Origin of the sequence: Bradyrhizobium sp. UNPA324, from assembly GCF_006658635.1 — a bacterium.
In the GTDB taxonomy this organism is placed as follows: domain Bacteria; phylum Pseudomonadota; class Alphaproteobacteria; order Rhizobiales; family Xanthobacteraceae; genus Bradyrhizobium; species Bradyrhizobium nanningense.
Map to the genome: position 1 here is coordinate 2703562 of NZ_LFJD01000004.1, position 20857 is coordinate 2724418.

The 20857-nt window shown below is 64.4% G+C and carries 13 protein-coding genes; 6 read left to right on the forward strand and 7 right to left on the reverse strand.

All coding sequences use genetic code 11. The features are described from left to right. Position 1: 1 nt before the first annotated feature. The 3 genes from UNPA324_RS13245 to UNPA324_RS13255 form a co-directional block, all read right to left on the reverse strand. The gene (locus UNPA324_RS13245; protein WP_141934849.1) at positions 2-3118 is read right to left on the reverse strand and encodes an efflux RND transporter permease subunit; all 3117 of its coding nucleotides are present in this window, start codon (positions 3116-3118) and stop codon (positions 2-4) included. Positions 3119-3147: 29 nt separating this feature from the next. Then, complete coding sequence (locus UNPA324_RS13250; protein ID WP_128917108.1) at positions 3148-4392, reverse strand: efflux RND transporter periplasmic adaptor subunit; 1245 nt, start codon at positions 4390-4392, stop codon at positions 3148-3150. A 145-nt stretch (positions 4393-4537) separates the two neighbouring features. Continuing rightward, positions 4538-5962: a CoA transferase gene (locus tag UNPA324_RS13255; RefSeq protein ID WP_141934850.1), complete on the reverse strand. Its 1425-nt coding sequence runs from the start codon at positions 5960-5962 to the stop codon at positions 4538-4540. A 68-nt stretch (positions 5963-6030) separates the two neighbouring features. On the opposite strand from UNPA324_RS13255, the gene UNPA324_RS13260 reads away from it, so the two are divergent. Both UNPA324_RS13260 and UNPA324_RS13265 read left to right on the forward strand, forming a co-directional pair. After that, complete coding sequence (locus UNPA324_RS13260) at positions 6031-6318, forward strand: hypothetical protein (RefSeq protein ID WP_128917193.1); 288 nt, start codon at positions 6031-6033, stop codon at positions 6316-6318. 178 nt (positions 6319-6496) lie between these two features. Beyond that, positions 6497-7267 carry an SDR family NAD(P)-dependent oxidoreductase gene (locus UNPA324_RS13265; protein WP_141938856.1) on the forward strand — a complete coding sequence of 257 codons (771 nt, stop codon included), beginning with the start codon at positions 6497-6499 and terminating at the stop codon, positions 7265-7267. Between the two features lie 192 nt (positions 7268-7459). On the opposite strand, the gene UNPA324_RS13270 is transcribed toward UNPA324_RS13265, so the two are convergent. From UNPA324_RS13270 to UNPA324_RS13280, 3 genes are read right to left on the reverse strand one after another with little or no spacing between them, the layout of a single operon-like run. After that, positions 7460-10945 (reverse strand): error-prone DNA polymerase, encoded by a 3486-nt coding sequence (locus UNPA324_RS13270; RefSeq protein ID WP_141934851.1) that lies wholly within the window; start codon positions 10943-10945, stop codon positions 7460-7462. Next, positions 10942-12537: a Y-family DNA polymerase gene (locus UNPA324_RS13275; protein WP_181769386.1), complete on the reverse strand. Its 1596-nt coding sequence runs from the start codon at positions 12535-12537 to the stop codon at positions 10942-10944. Before UNPA324_RS13275 ends, UNPA324_RS13270 begins: the two co-directional genes overlap by 4 nt. Then, entirely contained in the window at positions 12434-13240 is an 807-nt protein-coding gene (locus tag UNPA324_RS13280; protein ID WP_141934852.1) for an ImuA family protein, read from the reverse strand. The genes UNPA324_RS13275 and UNPA324_RS13280 overlap by 104 nt, the downstream gene beginning before the upstream one ends. A gap of 161 nt (positions 13241-13401) precedes the next feature. Here UNPA324_RS13280 and UNPA324_RS13285 point away from each other — a divergent pair, with 161 nt between their 5' ends. The 3 genes from UNPA324_RS13285 to UNPA324_RS13295 all read left to right on the forward strand — a co-directional run bounded on the left by UNPA324_RS13285 (position 13402) and on the right by UNPA324_RS13295 (position 17807). Beyond that, the gene (locus UNPA324_RS13285; protein WP_141934853.1) at positions 13402-14637 is read left to right on the forward strand and encodes a putative DNA modification/repair radical SAM protein; all 1236 of its coding nucleotides are present in this window, start codon (positions 13402-13404) and stop codon (positions 14635-14637) included. Further along, positions 14637-16079 (forward strand): UdgX family uracil-DNA binding protein, encoded by a 1443-nt coding sequence (locus tag UNPA324_RS13290; protein WP_141934854.1) that lies wholly within the window; start codon positions 14637-14639, stop codon positions 16077-16079. The genes UNPA324_RS13285 and UNPA324_RS13290 overlap by 1 nt, the downstream gene beginning before the upstream one ends. Positions 16080-16178: 99 nt before the next feature. After that, complete coding sequence (locus UNPA324_RS13295; protein WP_141934855.1) at positions 16179-17807, forward strand: inorganic phosphate transporter; 1629 nt, start codon at positions 16179-16181, stop codon at positions 17805-17807. Positions 17808-17880: 73 nt separating this feature from the next. On the opposite strand, the gene UNPA324_RS13300 is transcribed toward UNPA324_RS13295, so the two are convergent. After that, on the reverse strand, positions 17881-19053 hold the full coding sequence (locus UNPA324_RS13300) for a M20 aminoacylase family protein (protein ID WP_128917100.1): 1173 nt from the start codon (positions 19051-19053) through the stop codon (positions 17881-17883). Between the two features lie 174 nt (positions 19054-19227). On the opposite strand from UNPA324_RS13300, the gene UNPA324_RS13305 reads away from it, so the two are divergent. Next, a complete protein-coding gene (locus UNPA324_RS13305; protein ID WP_141934856.1) occupies positions 19228-20847 on the forward strand; it encodes a GMC family oxidoreductase in 1620 nt (539 codons plus the stop codon). Positions 20848-20857 lie beyond the last annotated feature (10 nt).

Consider the following 20857-nt stretch of genomic DNA (forward strand, 5'->3'; position numbering starts at 1 on the left):
CTCAGCGCGCGCGGCGCGAGAAGAACGAGATCAGGACCGGCAAGGTCACGAGGATCACGACCGGCGCCAGCATCATGCCGGTGACGACCACGACCGCGAGCGGTTTTTGCACCTGCGAGCCGATCCCCTCCGACAGTGCCGCCGGCAGAAGGCCGACGCCGGCGACGACGCAGGTCATCAGCACCGGCCGGAGCTGCAACTCCCCGGTACGCACCACCGCGGTCATGCGGTCCATGCCTTCTTCGATGAGCTGATTGAACTGCGACAGGATGATGATCCCGTCCATCACGGCGATGCCGAACAGCGCGATGAAGCCGATCGCCGCGGAGACGCTGAATGCCGTACCGGACATCAAGAGGCCAAGTACGCCGCCAAAAATCGCCATCGGGATCACGCTCATCGCGAGCAGCGTGTCGGCTATCGAGCCGAAATTGAACCAGAGCAGCACGCCAATCAGCGCCAGCGAGATCGGCACCACGATCGACAGCCGCCGGATCGCGTCCTGGAGATTGCCGAACTCGCCGACCCATTCCATGTGCGAGCCGGGCGGCAGCTGCACCTGCTCGGCGATCTTGTCCTGAGCCTCGCGGATCGCGCTGCCGAGGTCGCGCTCGCGCACCGAGAATTTGATCGGCAGATAGCGTTCCTGCTGCTCGCGATAGATGTAGGCCGCTCCCGAGACGAGACTGATGTTGGCGACCTCGCTGAGGGGAATCTGGGTGACGGTGCCGTTCGGCCCGGGCGCGCCGATCCGCAAATTCTGGATTGCCTCCGCGCTCCTGCGATATTCCGGCGCGAGGCGGACGATGATCGGGAAGTGACGATCGCTGCCCGGCTCGTAGAGGTCGCCGGCCGTGTCGCCGCCGATCGCGACCTTGATCGTGGCATTGATGTCGCCCGGCGCAAGGCCATAACGCGCGGCCTTGGCGCGGTCGATGTCGATCTGGACGGTCGGCTGCCCGAGCGAGGTGAACACCGCAAGATCGGTGACGCCCTGCACAGTGGCCAGCACCGATTTGATCTTGTTGGCGGTGTCGGTCAGCGCCTGGAGGTCGCTGCCGAACAGCTTGATCGAGTTCTCGCCCTTCACGCCGGAGACGGCTTCGGAGACGTTGTCCTGGAGATATTGCGAGAAGTTGAATTCGACGCCGGGAAAGCGATCGTCGAGCTGCTTGAGCAGTTGCGCGGTCAGCTCTTCCTTGTCACGCGTGCCGGGCCACTGGCTCACGGGCTTGAGCGGCGCGAAGAACTCGGCGTTGAAGAAGCCGGCGGCGTCGGTGCCGTCGTCGGGACGACCGTGCTGCGACACCACGGACTCCACCTCCGGACGGGCACGGATCACCTTGCGCATCTCGTTGACGTAGGAATTGCCTTCCTGGAGCGAGATGGTCGGCGGCAGCGTGGCGCGAATCCAGAGATTGCCCTCTTCCAGCTTCGGCAGGAATTCGAGGCCGAGCAGACGGCAGAGCGCCACCGTCATCAGCACGAGGCCGACCGCTCCGCCCAGCACGATGGCGCGATTGGCAACCGCCCACTGCAGCAACGGCGAGTACAGCCGGTGCAGGATCAGCATGACCCTGGTCTCGGTTTCCTCGACATGCGCGGGCAGGATGATTGCGGACAACGCCGGCGTCACGGTGAACGTCGCAAGGAGCCCGCCGGCCAGCGCATAGGCATAGGTGCGGGCCATCGGCCCGAAGATGTTGCCCTCGACACCCGACAGCGTGAACAGCGGCAGGAAGGCCGCGATGATGATCGCCGCGGCGAAGAAGATCGAGCGCGAGACGTCGGCGGCCGCGCTGAGGATGGCGTGGCTCTTCATGCCGAACAGCGTCTCATTGGACATGTGTTCGGATTCCGACATCGGCGTCGTCTGCGTCAGGCGGCGGAAGACCGCCTCCACCATGATGACGGTGGCATCGACGATCAGGCCGAAATCGATCGCACCGACCGACAGCAAATTGGCCGATTCCCCGCGCAGCACCAGGATGATGACGGCGAAGAACAGTGCGAACGGAATGGTGGCGCCGACGATCAGCGCGCTGCGCAAATCGCCGAGGAAGATCCACTGCAACAGTACGATCAGCAGGATGCCGACCACCATGTTGTGCAGCACCGTGTGGGTGGTGAGCTCGATCAGGTCGCCACGGTCGTAGATGCGCTCGATGCGCACGCCGGGCGGCAGGATGCTGGAATTGTTGATGGTCTGGACGAGCTGGTGGACGCGCTTGATGGTCGGCGAACTCTGCTCGCCGCGGCGCATCAGGACGATGCCCTGCACGATGTCGTCGGCCTCGTCGAGGCCGGCGATGCCGAGGCGCGGCTTCTGGCCGACGGTGACGGTCGCGACGTCCTTGACCAGCACCGGATTGCCGCCCGTCTGCGAGACCATCGTATTGGCAAGATCGTCGATCGACCGGATCAGGCCGACGCCGCGCACCACGGCCGATTGCTGGCCGATATTGACGGTGTTGCCGCCGACATTGACGTTGGAATTGCCGACCGCCTGGAGCAATTGCGGCAGCGTCAGACCGTTGGCGACCAGCTTGTTGAAGTCGACCTGGAGCTCATAAGTCTTGCTCTTGCCGCCCCACCCCGTGACGTCGATGACGCCGGGCACGGCGCGGAAGCGGCGCTGCAGGATCCAGTCCTGAATGGTCTTGAGATCGAGCACGCTGTAGTTCGGCGGACCCACGAGCCGGTAGCGGAAGATCTCGCCGATCGGGCTCAGCGGCGAAATCTGCGGCTGCACGTTGCCGGGCAGCGGCGCGAGCTGCGCCAAGCGGTTCAACACCTGCTGCAACGCCTCGTCATAGGTGTAGGCGAAGGAGAACTGAATTTTGACGTCGGAAAGACCGTAGAGCGAGATGGTGCGGATGGTCGTGACGTTCTTCAGGCCCGCAACCTGGGTCTCGATGGGAATCGTGATGTAGCGCTCGATCTCCTCGGCCGACAGGCCCGGGCTCTGCGTCACGATGTCGACCATCGGCGGGGTCGGATCGGGATAGGCTTCGATGTTGAGCTGGTTGAACGCGATCAGGCCGCCGATCAAGACGGCAACGAACATGCCGACCATCAGGAAGCGCCGATTGACGGCAAGGGCGACGAGACGATCCATTCAGGTCTTCAATTTTCTTGGGTCGTCGATCAGCTACCGGACGCCGCGCGGTCGATGAACAGGCTGCCTTTGGTGACGATCTGCTCGCCGGGTTTCAGATTGCTGGTGACCTCGACGAGGTTGCCGTTGATGAGGCCGATCTTGATTTGGCGCAGCTCGACCGATTTGTCCTCACGCGCGACCCAGATACGAACCTTGTCGGCTTCGTAGATCAAGGCCTGTTTCGGCACCGCCGGCGCGGCGCGGTCACCGGCCGAATAGATCGTGACGTTTGCGAACATCTCCGGCTTGAGCAGACCGTCCTTGTTGTCGATGGTGGCGCGAACCAGCAGGCGACGGGTGTTGGGATCGATCGCGGCGGCGACGTAATTGATCTTGGCGGTCAGCGGCCGACCCGGCAGCGCCATCACGTTGACGGTGATGTCCTGACCGATGCACACCGCGGCCGCATCGCTCTCGCGCACGAAGGCGGTGAGCCAGACGGTGGAGAGGTCGCCGATCACGAAGACCGGATCGCTGGCGCCGGAATTGACGTACTGGCCGGGGCCGATCTTGCGTTGCACCACCGTGCCGGCGATTGGCGCATAGATCGTCACTTCCGGATTGATGGCGCCCTTGTCCTGGAACGCCTTGATGGTCTCGTCGGTGAAACCGAGGATGCGCAGCTTGTTGCGCGCGGCTTCCAGCGCGGTCTGCGACGAGCGCATGTCGTTGCGCGCCTGAACCTGGGTCGCTTCCGCCTGCTGATAGTCCTTCAGCGGAATGGCATGGCCCTCGTAGAGGTCCTTGGCGCGCTTGAACTGGATATCGGAGAGTTCGAGCGCCGACTTCGCCTTGTTCTGCGAGGTCATCGCCGCGATGAAGTCGTTCTGGGCCTGCACCGTGTCGGCGGCCTCGATTGTAAACAGCGGTTGACCCTGCTTGAGCGTCTCACCCGGCTTGGCCAGCAGCTTGGTGACGCGGCCCGCATAGGGCGAGAACACCGGCGTCGAGCGGTCCTCGTCGACGGCGACCTTGCCCTCGGTGACATACTCGGCCCGGAAGCTCTTGGCCTTGACCGGCTCGATCGTCAACGTCGCCCATTCGGACGGGGTCGGCGTGAAGTTCTGCGCGTTCTTGCGCGACTGGCTGGAGATCTCGGAGTGCTTCTTTTCCTTGGCCCCCGAAGAGAGGAAGCCGTAGGCAGCGGCGCCGGCAAGAGCTAGTAGAACTACGGATGTGATCACCCGTTGTTTTGTAAACACCTGCAATCGCTTGGTATTTTCAACTACCATGGAGCCCGGTCGTGTCTGCGACGATCTTGGCAGACGCCTGCCTTATCGGTCGCGGTAATAGTGCCGAATTGGGATTTCAAACAACCTAAAAAACGCCGATCGCCTTTCGGTTTGCGTTAAAATTCTACGATGTGTCAGCTTCATGTCAGCTTCGCGCCGGCCACTGTGCCGGATGACTGCCGAGTGGCATCGCCGGACGAGACCATTGCGCCGGTGTCGTCGACAGCAGCGCCGAATGGCGCACCGCCTTCAACGTGCCGAAGCCAGATGGCATGCTCTCGATGAACGCAGTATGTACGGCTTCGCCCGTAAGATCCGGGGTATTCAGTCCGCCGTCGAGCCGGCCGAGATTCCACAGCCAGCGCCCGGTCTGCGCCAACGACACGCGCACGTGCCAGCTGCCACCGTCGCGGACCTGACGCGCCTTGGCCATCATCGCGCCGAACGCCATCAGATAGCCGGTGGCATGGTCGAGCATCTGCGCCGGCAATTCCTTCGGACCCTCGAGGCCGGCGGCCTTTCCTTCCGCATCGTTGAATCCGGTCGTGGTCTGCACGAGGGAATCGAAGCCGCGTCGCTCGGCCCAGGGACCGGCATGGCCATAGGCCGACAGCGTCACATAGACGATGCCGGGATTGATCTTCGCTGCATCCTCCGGCGCGAAGCCGAGGGCGGCAAGCGCGCGCGGGCGATAGCCTTGCGAGAAGATGTCGGCGTCCTCCAGCAGTTCGCGCAATTGCGCCCTGCCCGTCTCGGTCTTCAGTTCGATGAAGGTGGTGAGCTTGCCGCGGCCGGTGTCGATGGTGAGCCAGTCAATGGCGGGCAGCTCCGGCCCCGACACCAGCAGCACATCAGCGCCATGCGCGGCGAGCGTGCGGCCGGCGACGGGACCTGCGATGACGCGGGAGAGATCGAGCACACGAAGGCCCGAGAGCGGACGATCGTTGTTCGATGATCCTTTCGATGATCTTTGGGGCCACGGCTTTGGCGCGGCTTCACCGATCTTCTCGATCGAGATCAGCGGCAATTGCGCGAGCGCGCGCGCCTGCGGCAGTGCAGACCATTCGTCGTAGCTGCGCATCAGCGCAACCACGCCGCCCGCGGCGTAAGCGGCCGTCTCGAAATCCTCGCCCCTCCATTGCATCAGCGCTGCCTGCACCTTGTCGCGCTCCGCCTTGCAAGCAAGCACCTTGCAGACGGCGTCGCGATGGTGCGGAAAGTTGGTGTGGCAGCGGACGAAGCGGCCATCGCCGGTCTTGTAGACACCGGCAATCGCGTCCCATGCCGGGGGCGGCGGCTGGTCGTCGACGCGGAGATAGCGCTCGGAGCGGCATTCGGCGACGGCGTGACGCATATCGACGGAGATGTCTTGCATCTGCCCGCTGCGCAGCCGCCAGATCTCGGCAGCGGCGAGGCCCGCAGCAGCAATCGTGGTTTGGCCGGCAACGGCGACACGAAATGAAGACGGAATCTGCGGCTCCTCGCCGGTCAACCGCACGCGTTCGAGCGCGGCCTGATCGCCGCCGGCGGAGGTCCAGATATCCTTGAGAATATCGGCGGGGCTTTGCATGGCCGCTTCTCTCCCTCGTCGTTTGCTGTACTTTTCGCGACCATGTCATGATCGCAGAAAGGATTGCAATGGCCGCCATCGATCCCCTCACCGCGGGTGCCGTGTTCGTCGCAACGGCGGCCACCGACGCGGTCTATGTGATGTTCACCTCGGCCGTGGTCGCACGCAAGCGCGTGCCGGCCGCCAGCTGGAGCGCGATCTGGTACCTGCTCTCATCCTACGCGGTGATCAGCTACACCGAAAACGCCTTCTATGTCGCCTTCGCCGCGATCGGCTCCTGGGTCGGCGCCTATGCGTCGCTGACCTTCCTGCACCGCCCGCCCGGCGGCCCGCCGGTGGGCGCGGCGCCGGAGTGAGGAGGTTGCGCCTCCCTCCGCGTCATTGCGAGGAGCCCTTGCGACGAAGCAATCCAGACTATTTTTCGCAGGTGCATTTCTGGATTGCTTCGCTGCGCTCGCAATGACGATGTGGAGGCTTCTGGACGTCTTCCGAAACAGCTACACTCTCCACGACCAACAAAAAGGAAACCCAACAATGGATCTCGGTCTCAAAGGCAAGAACGCCATCGTGCTCGGCGGCACGCGCGGCATCGGGCGGGCGATTGCGGCGACGCTCGCCGGCGAAGGCGCCAATGTCGCGGTGTGTGCGCGCAATGCGGATCAGGTCGCGGCGACAGTCGCTGAATTAAAGACGAGCGGCGTCAAGGCCACCGGCGGCCCGGTCGACGTCACCGACGGCGCGGCGTTGAAATCCTGGATCGAGGGCGCCGCTAGGGAGCTTGGCGGCGTCGATCTGCTGTTCTCCAATGCCGGCGCGATGGCGCAGGGCCACGATCCCGCATCGTGGGAGCAGAATTTCCGGCTCGACCTGCTCGGCGCCGTGCATGCGTTCGACGCCGCGCGGCCGTTCCTCGAGACGAGCGGCGAACGAAGCGGCGATGCCGCCTTCGTCATCATCTCGTCGATCTCGGCGGCGCAGGCTGATCTGGCCAGCTCCTACGGCCCGATCAAGGCGGCGCTGATCCATATGGCCAAGGGACTGGCGCGACAATACGCCAAGAAGAAGATCCGCGTGAATGTCGTGTCGCCCGGCACCGTCTACTTCAAGGGCGGGGTCTGGAACATGATCGAGAAGAACATGCCCGAGCGCTACAACGACGCGATGAAGCGTAATCCGACGGGCCGCATGGCAACGCCGCAGGAAATCGCAAGCGCGGCGGTGTTTCTGGCCAGCCCGGTGTCGGCGTTCACGACCGGCTCCAATCTCGTCGTGGATGGGGCGATTTCGAACCGGGTGAATTTTTAGGACGTCTGTTCCGGTTTCCTCCGCCGTCATGGCCGGGCTTGACCCGGCCATCCACGCGCTACCGCGCTCGCCGAAAGACGTGGATGCCCGGGTCAAGCCCGGGCATGACGACTGAGGGTGTGGTGCGCGATGGGCTCGACGATCTCGTCATTGCGAGCGCAATGACGCTGTGGCGGCATCTCGCACCACACCTCAATGAAAGTCCCGCGACGGCGGCAGGATGCGGACGTTGCGGGGATGGCGGATTTTTTGCGCTGGCATATCCGCATGGGCGCGGGAGTCGTTGTTGAGCGGTTCGATCAGGTCGGCGCCTGCCGGCACCGGATGCTTGCGGCTCAGCGCGTCGTTGGCAAGGCCAACCAGATCGTGCGAGCGGTCGATCATGCGCTGGGCAATGAGATGCGTCACCTTTTCGGGGCTGCTCTGGATATAGCCGTGAACCTCGATGAGGCGCGCGCCCATCACTTCTTTCCGGTACTGCTCCATGATCTTGGGCCAGACCACGACATTGGCGATGCCGGTCTCGTCCTCCAGCGTCATGAACACGACGCCGCTGGCACTGCCCGGCCGCTGCCGGACCAGCACCACGCCGGCACAGCGGACGCGGCGCCGCTCGTTCTCGTGGCTGATCTCCCTGCAGGCAACGATCCGCTCGCGCGAAAACGTCTCGCGCAGAAATTCCATCGGATGGCCCTTCAGCGACAGCCGGATGGTCTGGTAGTCCGCGACCACCTGCTCGGGGAGCGGCATCTCGGGCAACGGCTTGGCATGCTCGTCCGGCTGCTCGCGCGCGGTCGCCGCCTCGAACAGCGGCAGCGGCACGTCGTCGGGCAGCCGCCGCACCTGCCACAGCGCCTCGCGACGATCGAGCCCGAGTGAGCGGAACGCATCGGCATCCGCCAGCAGGATCAGCGCGCGCTTGGGCAGACCGGTGTCGCGGGCAAAGTCTTCCAGTGAGGTGAAGGGGCGGCGGCTGCGGGCGGCGACGATGCGGTCGGCCCAGTCTTGTTCAATTTCTTCCACACGGGTGGTGGGCGGGTTCCCTCCCCCCTTGCGGGGGAGAGAGCCCAACTGTTCGTGCGTCCCTGACTCCTGCGCCTCTACTTGATGTGCATCTAACTCGTGCGCACCTATGTTTCGCTTGCGTAGCGCCTGATCCCTCTTCAGCCTCTCCTCGTCCTCGTCCGGCCAGTGGAATCCATCGATCTGACGGAAGCCCAGGCGCACCGCGCAATATTTGCCGCTTCCCTGCTCCAGCGTGTTTTGCGCAAAGCTGTAGGACACGTCGATGTCACGAACCTCGACGCCGTTCTTGCGAGCGTCGCCGACGATTTGCGCCGGCGCATAAAAGCCCATCGGCTGCGAGTTCAACAGGCCGCAGCAGAAGGCGTCGGGGTGATAATGCTTCAGCCATGACGAGATGTAGACGAGCTGCGCGAAGCTCGCTGCGTGGCTCTCCGGGAAACCGTAGGAGCCGAAACCCTTGATCTGGTCGAAGCAGCTTCTGGCGAAATTGGCATCGTAGCCGCGCGCGACCATGTTGCCGATCAGCTTCTCCTCATATTGGCCGATGGTGCCGACATTGCGGAAGGTCGCCATCGAACGGCGCAGGCCGTTAGCCTCCTCGGAGGTGAATTTGGCCGCCTCGATCGCGATGCGCATCGCCTGCTCCTGGAATAGAGGCACACCGAGCGTCTTGTGCAGCACCCTGTAGAGCTCGTCCTTGTCGCCATGGTCCGGCGAAGGCGAGGGATAGCTCACCTTCTCAAGCCCGTTCCGTCGGCGCAAATACGGATGCACCATGTCGCCCTGGATCGGTCCGGGCCGCACGATCGCAACTTCGATGACGAGATCGTAGAAGGTCCGCGGCTTCAGACGCGGCAGCATGTTCATCTGGGCGCGGCTCTCGACCTGGAACACGCCGAGCGACTCTCCGTCACACAGCATGTCGTAAACCTTGGGATCGTCCTGCGGGACGCTCGCCAGCACCCAGCGCTTGCCCTTGTGATCCGCGATCAGATCAAAGCACTTGCGAATGCAGGTCAGCATGCCCAGCGCGAGCACGTCGACCTTCATCATGCTGAGCGCGTCGACGTCGTCCTTGTCCCATTCGATGAAGGTGCGGTCGTCCATCGCGGCATTGCCGATCGGCACATAGGTGTCGAGCCGGTCCTGCGTCAGCACATAGCCGCCGACATGCTGGGAGAGATGGCGCGGGAATTCGATCAGTTCGGTGGCAAGCTCGACGGCGAGATTGATCATGGGATTTTTAGGATCGAGCCCGGCCTGCCGGACCTGCATGTCGTTGAGGCCCTTGCCCCAGCTCCCCCAGACGGTGTCAGCGAGCGCGGCGGTAACGTCCTCGGTCAGGCCCAGTGCTTTGCCGACGTCGCGAATGGCACTGCGCGGGCGGTAGTGAATGACGGTGGCGATGATCGCGGCCCGGTGGCGACCGTAGCGGCGATAGACATATTGCATCACCTCCTCGCGGCGCGAATGCTCGAAATCGACGTCGATATCGGGCGGCTCCAGCCGCTCCTTGGAGATGAAGCGCTCAAACAACAGATCGACCTTGGTCGGATCGACCGAGGTGATGCCGAGCACGTAGCACACGGCCGAATTCGCCGCCGATCCCCGCCCCTGGCACAAAATGTTCTGGCTGCGCGCATAGTGCACGATGTCATGCACGGTGAGGAAATAGTGCGCGTATTTCAGCTCGGCGATCAATGCGAGCTCCTTGTTGAGCGTCGCGCGCAGCTTGTCCTCGATCTTGCCGCCGAAATATTTGTCGACGCCCGCCCAGGTCAGATCCTCCAGATGTCCCTGCGCGGTCTTGCCCGGCGGCACCGGCTCGTCCGGATATTGGTATTTGAGCTGGTCGAGTGAAAATTCGATTGCGTCCGCAAACCGCATGGTCTCCGCGATCGCATCAGGAAAATCGCGGAACAACCGCGCCATCTCTCGCGGCGTCTTCAGAAAGCGCTCGGCATTGGCTTCCAGCCTCCGCCCCACAGCCTCGATCGTGGTCTTTTCCCGGATGCAGGTCAGCACATCCTGCAGCGGACGGCGGCCGGGGTCGTGATAGAGCACCTCGTTGGTCGCGAGCAGCGGCACCTTTGCCTTGGCGGCGAGATCATCGAGCAGCGCCAGGCGGCGCCGGTCATCGCCGCGATAGACCAGGCTCGCCGCCAGCCATACGCCCTCGGCACGGCCTGCCTTCAGCTGCGCAAGAACATCCAGCGCCTGTGCCGGATCGAAGCGATGCGGCAGCGTCAGGATCAGGAGTTGACCTTCCGAAAATTCCAGGAGATCGGCGAAGGTGAGACGGCACTCGCCCTTCTCGATCCGCGTGAGGTCGTCGCCGCGCTTGCCCCGGGTGAGGAGCTGGCAAAGCCGGCCATAGGCGGCGCGGTCGCGCGGATAGACAAAAATGTCGGGCGTGCCGTCGATGAAGACGATGCGCGCGCCGATCAGGAGCTTCGGCTTGTGCAGAACCTCGTCATTGTCGAGCTCCTTGTAGGCCCGCACCACGCCGGCCATCGTGTTGTGGTCGGCAATGCCGATCGCGGGAATGCCGAGCTTGCTGGCCTGATGCACATAGGCGCGCGGATCCGAGCCGCCGCGCAGGAAGGAGAAGTTGGTGGTGATGCCGATCTCGGCATAGCTAAGCGTATTCATGCGAAGAGACCGTGCACATACCAATTGGGAGAAGCGGGTTTGCCGTCATCGTCGAACACTTCCCCCTCATAAAGACCGTCGCGAAAGATCCAGAAGCGCAGGCCCTCGGCATCCTCGATGCGGAAATAATCCCGCGTCAGCTGCTTGCCGTCCTGCCGCCACCATTCCATCGCGATGCGCTCGGGCCCCTCCACCCGCACCACGGCATGCAGCGCGCGCCGCCAGGTGAATTGATGCGGCGGACCATCCGGCACGGCCGCAAACGGCACCTTGATCGGCTCCGGCTTGTCGAACAGCCTTAAGGGACGCAGCGGCGGCTCGCTCTCGACACGTGCGGGCCATTCGGCCTGCATGGCGGCAGCAAGATAATGCTGCGCCGGCGCGACCATTACCGCACATTCAGGAATATGGGTATCCTCAGGCAGATGCACGACGACGCGCTTTCCCCCGATGCGCGCGGCGATGCGGTCGATCAGCGCGGCGAGCTCGTCATTGTCGTGGACATGGGCGTCGAGATCGCGCTGCTCCTGCACCACGATCTCGGTGCGGCTCGCCGACAGGCGCACCATATCGAAGCCGAAGCCGGGATCGAGCGGATCGGCGAGCGCATCGAGACGCTCGCGGAACAGGCGGTCGATCACCGCGCTTTTCGTCACCGGACGTCCGGTCTCGACCATGATCGCGCGCACCACGCCGTCGGTGCGGAAGAAGGCGGCTTCGAGCCGGCGCGCGCCCTTGCCCTGTTTCTCCATGGATGCGATCAACGTGTCGGCAAGCCGCGACAGCGTCATCGCGATCATGGTGTCGGTCGCGATCGGCTCGGCAAAGCGCTTCTCCACGATGTAATCGGGCGGCGGCTTGCGCGGGCTGATCGGCGCATCGCCCTGCCCCAGCGCGTGGGCGAGCAGCGTGGAGAACCGGGCGCCGAACCGCGCCGTGATCTCGCTCGGCGCGCGCGCGGCGACGTCGCCGATGGTCTTGAGGCCGGCGCGGCGCAGGCCGGTGGTGATGACCTCGCCTGCGCCGAGCGCGGACACCGGAAACCGCTCGATCGCCGCCGTCTCGTTGCCATCGGCAACGATGCTGCCGGAGGCCTGCCGCGTCAGCGTACGCGCGCAGACCGAGGTACCGGCGATCGCCGCACCGACGGCAAAGCCCTGGCGAGCGAGCGCACGAACCAGCGTCTTTAGCAGCGCAGCCTCGCCGCCGAACAGATGTGCGCAGCCGGTGATATCGAGGAACAGCCCGTGCGGCGGATCGAGCGCCACCAGCGGCGTGAAGCGGTCGCACCAATCGGCGATGTCGCTGAGCGTCTTCGCATCGGCCACGACATCGGCGTCGAACACTTTCAGATCTGGGCACATCGCCCGGGCATTGGCCAGGGGTTGGCCGATGTACAGGCCGAGGCGCTCGGCGGCCTCGTCCAGTGCATGGATCACCAACGCATTGTTGTCCTTGATGACGACGATGCTCGGCTCATTGCTGTTCTTAACTAGCCCGACGTTCCCAAAGAACCGCTGAATCCGGTCGATGGGCAGGCGCGGCAGCCACAGGCTGAGAATACGTCGACGGCTCACTGAACTGGCACTCATCACAATTCCATTCCATGATCCACCGGCCGCACGGGCCATGACGATTGCGCAACAGCTCGGCATCGAAGCGCGGCGCGCCCCAGGCGTCCCAAGGCGCCGCAGGCATTGAAGCCGGCCCCGGCGGCGAATGCGCCGCGCGCAGCATCCATCGTGTCTCCGCGGTCGACGGCAAAGGTTGCGCCGCCATGCGCAGCATCAGGCCGGTGACGCCCGAGCCTTGCGCGGCCAGCGTCAGCTTGCGGCTCGCCACCAGATCGAACTGCCTGGTCTCGCCCCAAAGCTCGAGCACGACGGCGCCCAGCGCGTCGCAGGCGAGCGCATCGGCCGAGGTGCGCAGCGCGCTCTCGACATCGGCGGCGCGGACCATCACCACGCGGCGCGGATCGAGGCCGAGCTCTTTGAGCCCGCTCATCGACAGCGCGCCGGTTTCGATTTCCGAAAAATCCTGCCGCACCCACAGCAGCGGTTTGCGTGCCGTCACGCGCCCTGCGAGGCCCATGACAAACCCCGTTGCCGCCGCGCCCTGAGGCCCAGCGCAAAACACCTCGTGGATCGCCGCGCGGGCGAGCCCGCCCTTCAGCGCGTCGTCGACCTCGCCGTGGCCGAGCGCCACCCGATCGTACCGATGCACGACCTCCGCCGTCTCGATGCGCTCGATCTGGCCGCGCAAGATCGCAAGCGCGCTCATACGTGCGCCGCTCATGCTCGCCGCTCCTCAGGAATTGGTGCCGTGGTCTTCAAAAGAAGAACCAGCGGCTGGCTCATTTGTTCATGATATGTTCTAATATAAAGCTAACGGCGCCCGAAGAGTCAATCGAATTGGCGATCTGTCGGATTCATCAGCGGAATCAAAGGGATTCGAACATGGATGTGCAACGCAAGCTGGAGATCCTGGCCGATGCCGCCAAGTACGACGCGTCCTGCGCCTCCAGCGGCACCGAAAAGCGGGATTCCAGCGACGGCAAGGGCATGGGTTCGACCGCACCGGGCATGGGCATCTGCCATTCCTATGCACCGGACGGACGCTGCATCTCCCTGCTCAAGGTGCTGCTGACCAACGCCTGCAATTACGATTGCCTCTATTGCGTCAACCGCGCCTCCTCGAACGTGCCGCGCGCCCGCTTCACCATCGCGGAAGTGGTCAAGCTGACGCTCGACTTCTATCGGCGCAATTACATCGAAGGTCTCTTCCTCTCCTCCGGCATCATCCGCAGCCCCGATTACACCATGGAGCAAGTGGTCAGCGTCGCGCGAAAACTGCGCGAGGAGCATCACTTCCGCGGCTACATCCATCTGAAGACCATTCCCGAGGCCGACGACGTGCTGATCGCGGAGGCCGGCAAATATGCCGATCGTCTCTCCATCAACATCGAGATGCCGCAGGAGGCGAGCCTGCAGCAATTCGCGCCGGAGAAGGACGTGCGCGCGATCCGCCGCACCATGGGCCGGCTGCGGCTGAAGCTCGACGAGGCCGAGGAAGACCGCAGCGCAAAGACGAAGGCCAGGCCGCAGCGCTTTGCGCCCGCCGGGCAAAGCACGCAGATGATCGTTGGCGCAGACAGTGCCTCCGACCACACCATTCTCCACACCAGCGCCAATCTCTACGGCGCCTACCGGCTGCGGCGCGTCTATTATTCCGCCTTCAGCCCGATTCCCGACGCGAGCCGCGCCTTGCCTCTGGTGCAGCCGCCGCTGCTGCGCGAGCACCGGCTCTATCAGGCCGACTGGCTGATGCGGTTCTACGGCTTCGACGTTGCGGAGATCGTCGACGACAGCGCGATGCTGCCGCTCGAGATCGATCCGAAGCTCGCCTGGGCGCTGCGCCACCGCGACCGCTTCCCGCTCGACGTCAACCGCGCCAGCCGTGAGGAATTGCTGCGCGTGCCGGGCTTCGGCACCAGGGCGGTCGAACGCATCATCGCGACACGGCGCACCACCACGATCCGCCTCGCCGATCTCGCGCGCCTGCACGTGCCCAAGCACAAGGCGCTGCCGTTCATCGTCCTCAGCGATCACCGTCCCTCGCCACCCCGTCTCGACGACGCGCGGCTGATCGAACGATTCAAACCGAAGGCAACACAATTGGGGTTTGGCTTCTGATGCAATACATCATCCTCGACACCGAAACCGATTTCGACGGCTGGCGCAAAGCCGCACGCAGCCTCGTGCTCCATCACGTGAAGCCCGCCGACGTCACCTGGGCCGTGCAAGGCGGCGAAACCGAGCTGTTCGCACCGCCCGCGCCGTCACCGATCCTCGAGGTGAACGACGGCACCTTCAACGTGTCAGGCAAATTCATCGAGCTCGCGAAAGCAGCGATTCTGCACCGCGATCCCGAGCGCTTTGCCATCCTCTATCGGCTGCTGTTTCGGCTGAAGGACAATCACGATCTCATCGAGGTCGCGACCGACCCTGACGTCGCGCAAGTCACCGCCATGGCGAGAGCGGTCCATCGCGACGAGCACAAGATGCATGCCTTCGTGCGCTTCCGCGAGATCGGCAGGGAACGCGCAGCGCATTACGTTGCCTGGTTCGAGCCGGAGCATCACATCGTGGAGCTCGCCGCGCCGTTCTTCGCCCGGCGCTTTGCCGACATGCCCTGGTCGATCCTGACGCCGGACCTCTGCGCGCACTGGGATGGCCACGCGCTCTCGTTCACCTCAGGTGTCAGCAAGAGCGAGGCGCCGGGCGAAGACCGACTCGAGGAAACCTGGCGGCGTTACTACGCCAGCATCTTCAATCCGGCCCGGCTCAAGGTGAAGGCGATGCAGGCCGAGATGCCGAAGAAATACTGGAGGAACCTGCCCGAGGCTTCGATCATTAAGCCCTTGATCGAGGACGCCGAGCGCATGACCGGCGCCATGATCGCCAACGCCGCAACCGATCCGCACAAGCCCCAGAAGCGGCCGGAGGCTCCGATGAAACGCAAGACCACCGCCGACGATCTCGAATCCCTCCGCGAGGAAGCCGCGCATTGCCGCGCCTGCCATCTCTACAAGGACGCGACCCAGACCGTGTTCGGCGAAGGCCCGAAGTCAGCCAACATCATGCTGGTCGGCGAGCAGCCCGGCGACAAGGAAGACCTCGCCGGCCATCCCTTCGTCGGCCCGGCCGGGCAGATGCTGGACCGTGCGCTGGAGGAAGCCGGCGTCGACCGCAAGAAGGTCTATGTCACCAACGCGGTCAAGCACTTCAAATTCGTGCCGCGCGGAAAGATACGCCTGCACCAGAAGCCGAATACGCCTGAGATCCGGGCATGCCGGCAATGGTATGAGCGGGAAGTTGCGGCAATTCAGCCCGATCTGATCGTGGCGATGGGTGCCACCGCGGCACAAAGTGTATTCGGCAAGATCACCCCGATCGGCAAGAGCCGCGGCCGCCTCATAGAGCTTCCCGACGGACGAAAAGCGCTGGTGACGGTGCACCCGTCCTACCTGCTGCGACTGCCTGATCCGGAAGCCAAGGCGCTGGAATATCGTCGGTTTGTCGACGATTTGAAGATTGCCGCGAGCTTGCAGAGGAAAGCGGCGCGCGCCGCCTGAATACTGGCAAGAAAGCGGTTTTCAACCGCCGCTTGTCATCCAGCCTTCAAATCCGTCGCAGACAATGCCCCTCAATTGCAAGTCAAGGGGCGTCCAGACATGACCGATGTTGCATTCGACCGCGCGGTAGCAGATCCCGCGCCCGTCCAGCCGGCCTCGCGGCCAAATCTCGACAAGGGCTTCAATCCACTGACGATGATCCTGTTCTTCGGCATCCTCGCCGCTGGCCTTCTGTTCGTCGCCTACAGCATTTATGTCGACGTCAACGCGACCGGCACACGCGTGACGACCTACCTGCCCTACATCCTGCTGTTCGTCGCGCTGCTGATCGCGCTCGGCTTCGAGTTCGTCAACGGCTTCCACGACACCGCCAATGCGGTCGCGACCGTGATCTACACCCATTCGCTGCCGGCCGAAGTCGCGGTGATGTGGTCGGGCTTCTTCAACTTCCTTGGCGTGCTCTTGTCCTCCGGCGCGGTCGCCTTCGGCATCGTCTCGCTGCTGCCGGTCGAGCTGATCCTCCAGGTCGGCTCCAGCGCCGGTTTCGCCATGGTGTTCGCGCTGCTGATCGCCGCGATCCTGTGGAATCTCGGCACCTGGCTCTTCGGCCTGCCCGCCTCCTCCTCGCACACGCTGATCGGCTCGATCATCGGCGTCGGCGTCGCCAACGCCGTCATGCGCGGCCGCGACGGCACCTCGGGCGTGGACTGGAGCAAGGCCACCGAGATCGGCTACGCGCTGCTGCTGTCGCCGCTGGTCGGCTTCATCTGCGCCGCCGTGCTGCTGCTGCTGCTCAAGTTCATCGTGCGCAACCCGGCGCTCTACGCCGCGCCCGAAGGCAACAAGGCGCCACCGCTCTGGATCCGCGGCCTGCTGATCGCAACCTGCACCGGCGTCAGCTTCGCGCACGGCTCCAATGACGGCCAGAAGGGCATGGGCCTGATCATGCTGATCCTGATCGGCACGGTGCCGACGGCTTACGCCCTCAACCGCGCGCTGCCGGAATCCCAGGTCGCCCAGTTCCAGAAGACCTCGGACGCCGCGTCCAAGGTGATCGCGGCGAAAGGCGCCGGTCACAGCATCATCGGCGATCCCCGCCCGGCCGTGACGCAATACATCGCCCTGCATCAGATCAACGAGGGCACCTACCCCTCGCTCGCCGTGCTGGTGAAGGACGTCGGCGATCAGGTCGCCAAATACGGCACGCTGAACAAGGTCCCGGCGGAAGCCGTCGGCAACACCCGCAACGACATGTACATGACGTCGGAAGCGATCCGCTTCCTGATGAAGGACAAGGAGAACGATCTCGGCAAGGAGGAGATCGCGACCCTGAACGCCTACAAGGGCTCGCTCGATGCCGCCACCAAGTTCATTCCCACCTGGGTGAAGATCGCGGTCGCCATCGCGCTCGGCCTCGGCACCATGATCGGCTGGAAGCGCATCGTCGTCACCGTCGGCGAGAAGATCGGCAAGAGCCACCTCACCTATGCGCAGGGCGCCTCCGCCGAGCTCGTGGCCGCCGCCACGATCGGTGCCGCCGACATGTTCGGCCTGCCGGTCTCGACCACGCACGTGCTGTCGTCCGGCGTCGCCGGCGCCATGGCGGCCAACGGTTCGGGCCTGCAATGGTCGACCATCCGCAACCTGCTGATGGCCTGGGTGCTGACGCTGCCCTGCGCGATCATGCTGTCGGCCACGCTCTACGTGATCTTCTCGCGCATCTTCTGAGCGATCACGCTCCTCAAAGACAAAGGGCCCGTGCGATGCACGGGCCCTTTTCATTTGTGTTTTGAGCTTAGCCTTACGACGCCGCCAGCTGTTCCTCGACTAGCTTCACCCAGTAGGACGTGCCGTAGACGATGGCCTCGTCGTTGAAATTGTAGGCGGGGTGATGCAGGCCGGCGCTGTCGCCGTTGCCGCAGAAGATGAAGGCGCCGGGCCTCGCTTCCAGCATGTAGGCGAAATCCTCGCCGCCCATCAGCGGCGGCATCTCGTGCACATTGGCATCGCCTGCGACCTGCTTGGCGATGCGCTGCGCCACCTCGGTCTCCGCGGCGTGGTTGTTCACGACCGGGTAGTTGCGCTTGTAATGCAGGTCGATCTTGGCGCCGGTGATCTGTGCCACGCCAGCCACGACCTCGTGCACGCGCTTCTCGACGAGCTTGCGCACCTCGGGCGAGAGCGTGCGGATGGTGCCCCTCAGCGTCGCCGTCTGCGGAATGACGTTGCGGGCGTTGCCGGCGTGGAATTCGCAGATCGAGATCACCGCCGATTCCAGGGGATCGACGCTGCGCGCGACGATCGACTGCAGCGCCGAGATCACCTGCGCGCCGACCAGCACGGAATCGATGCATTTGTGCGGACGCGCGGCGTGACCGCCGAGGCCCTCGATCATGATGTCGACCTCGTCGGTCGCCGCCATGATCGGACCAGGCCGGATCGCGAACGAGCCGACCGGAATGCCCGGACCATTATGCATGCCGTAGACCTGCTCGATGCCGAACCGCTCCATCAGGCCGTCCTTGACCATGGCCGCGCCGCCGGCGCCGCCCTCTTCGGCCGGCTGGAAAATAACGACCGCATCGCCGGCAAAATTGCGGGTCTCGGCGAGGTAGCGGGCTGCCCCGAGCAGCATCGCGGTGTGGCCGTCATGGCCGCAGGCGTGCATCTTGCCCGGGGTCTTGGAGGCGTAAGACAGGTTGGTCTGCTCGTCGACGGGCAGCGCGTCCATGTCGGCACGCATGCCGATCACCTTGAGCCCCTCGCCGGCCGGCTTATTCCCCTTGATGACGCCGACCACGCCGGTCTGGCCAAGGCCGGTCACGACCTCATCGCAGCCGAACTCCCGCAGCCGATCCGCCACGAATGCTGCAGTGCGATGAACGTCGTACAGCAGCTCGGGATGCTGATGAATGTCCCGGCGCCAGGCCTGAATATCGGGTTGAAGGTCGGCGACGCGGTTCACGATGGGCATTGAGGGTCTCGAGCTTTGTTGGAATACGGGACTCTCTACCATGCAAGCAGCAGTCCACCCAACTGCCCGGGATCGGGGCCTAGCCCTGACCTGCCGGCATGGCCGGGCTTGTCCCGGCCCGCGGCGTCTGCCTATTAGGACGAAACGTCGATTGACCATCCGGGTGGGAGCAGAATGCCAAGACGGCTCGAAGGTGAGTTTGACTACATTGTCGTCGGAGCCGGCACGGCCGGCTGCATCGTCGCCAACCGGCTCTCGGCCGATTCCAGGAATCGCGTCCTCGTCCTCGAAGCCGGCGGCGACGACAACTGGATCTGGTTCCACATCCCCGTGGGCTATCTCTTCGCGATCGGCAATCCGCGCTCGGATTGGATGTTCAAGACTGAGGCCGAGCCGGGGCTGAACGGCCGCTCGCTCGCCTATCCCCGCGGCAAGGTGATCGGCGGCTGCTCGGCGATCAACGCCATGATCTCGATGCGCGGGCAGGCTGCCGACTACGATCATTGGCGCCAGCTCGGCATGACCGGCTGGGGCTACGACGACGTGCTGCCGCTGTTCAGGAAGCTCGAGGACCATTTCCTTGGCGCAAGCGAGCATCACGGCGCGGGCGGCGGCTGGCGAATCGAAGCGCCGCGGCTGTCCTGGGACATTCTCGATGCGGTCGGCGATGCCGCCGAGGAGATGGGCATCAAGCGCATCCCGGATTTCAACACGGGCGACAACGAAGGCACCAGCTATTTCCATGTCAACCAGAAGCGCGGCCGGCGCTGGTCCTCGGCGCGCGGCTTCCTCAAGCCCGCGCTCAACCGGGCGAACTTGCGGCTCGAGAAGCATGTGCTGGTCGACCGCCTCATCATCGAGCAGGGCCACGCCGTCGGCGTGCGCTTCATTCAGAACGGCGAGATGATCGAGGCACGCGCGAAACGCGAGATGGTGCTCTCGGCCGGCTCGATCGGCTCGGTGCAGGTGCTGCATCGCTCCGGCATCGGGCCGGCCGACTGGTTGTCGCCGCTCGGCATCGACATCGTCATGGACAAGCCGGGTGTAGGGCGCAATCTGCAGGACCATCTGCAACAGCGGGCGATTTACAAGGTCGAGGGCGTGCGCACGCTGAACGAGACCTATTACAATCTGTTCCGCCGCGGGTTGATGGGTCTCGACTACGCCTTCCGCCGCCGCGGCCCGCTGACCATGGCGCCGTCGCAGCTCGGTATCTTCACGCGCTCCGATGCGACGCGCGCACGCGCCAACATCCAGTTCCATGTGCAGCCGCTATCGCTCGACAAGTTCGGCGATCCCCTGCACCGCTTCCCCGCTATCACCGTCAGCGCCTGCAATCTCCAGCCGACAGCGCGCGGCATCGTGCGGCTGCGCTCGGCGAGCCCGGACGAGAAACCGATCATCGCGCCGAATTATCTGTCGACCGACGACGACCGTCAGGTCGCCGCCGACGCCATCCGCACCACCCGCCGCCTGATGCAGCAGAAGGCGCTCGCCAAATATCGCCCGAGCGAATATCTGCCCGGTCCCACCGTCGGCGACGACGATGCCTCGCTCGCAAAAGCCGCCGGCGATATCGGCACCACCATCTTCCATCCCGTCGGCACGGCGAAGATGGGCGCGGTGAGCGATCCGATGGCCGTGGTCGACGAGCGCCTGCGCTTCTACGGCCTCGAAGGCCTGCGCATTGTCGATGCCTCGATCATGCCGACCATCACCTCGGGCAATACCAACACACCGACCGCGATGATCGCCGAGAAGGGCGCGACGATGATTTTGGAGGATGCGAAGTAGCGTCCCGCCA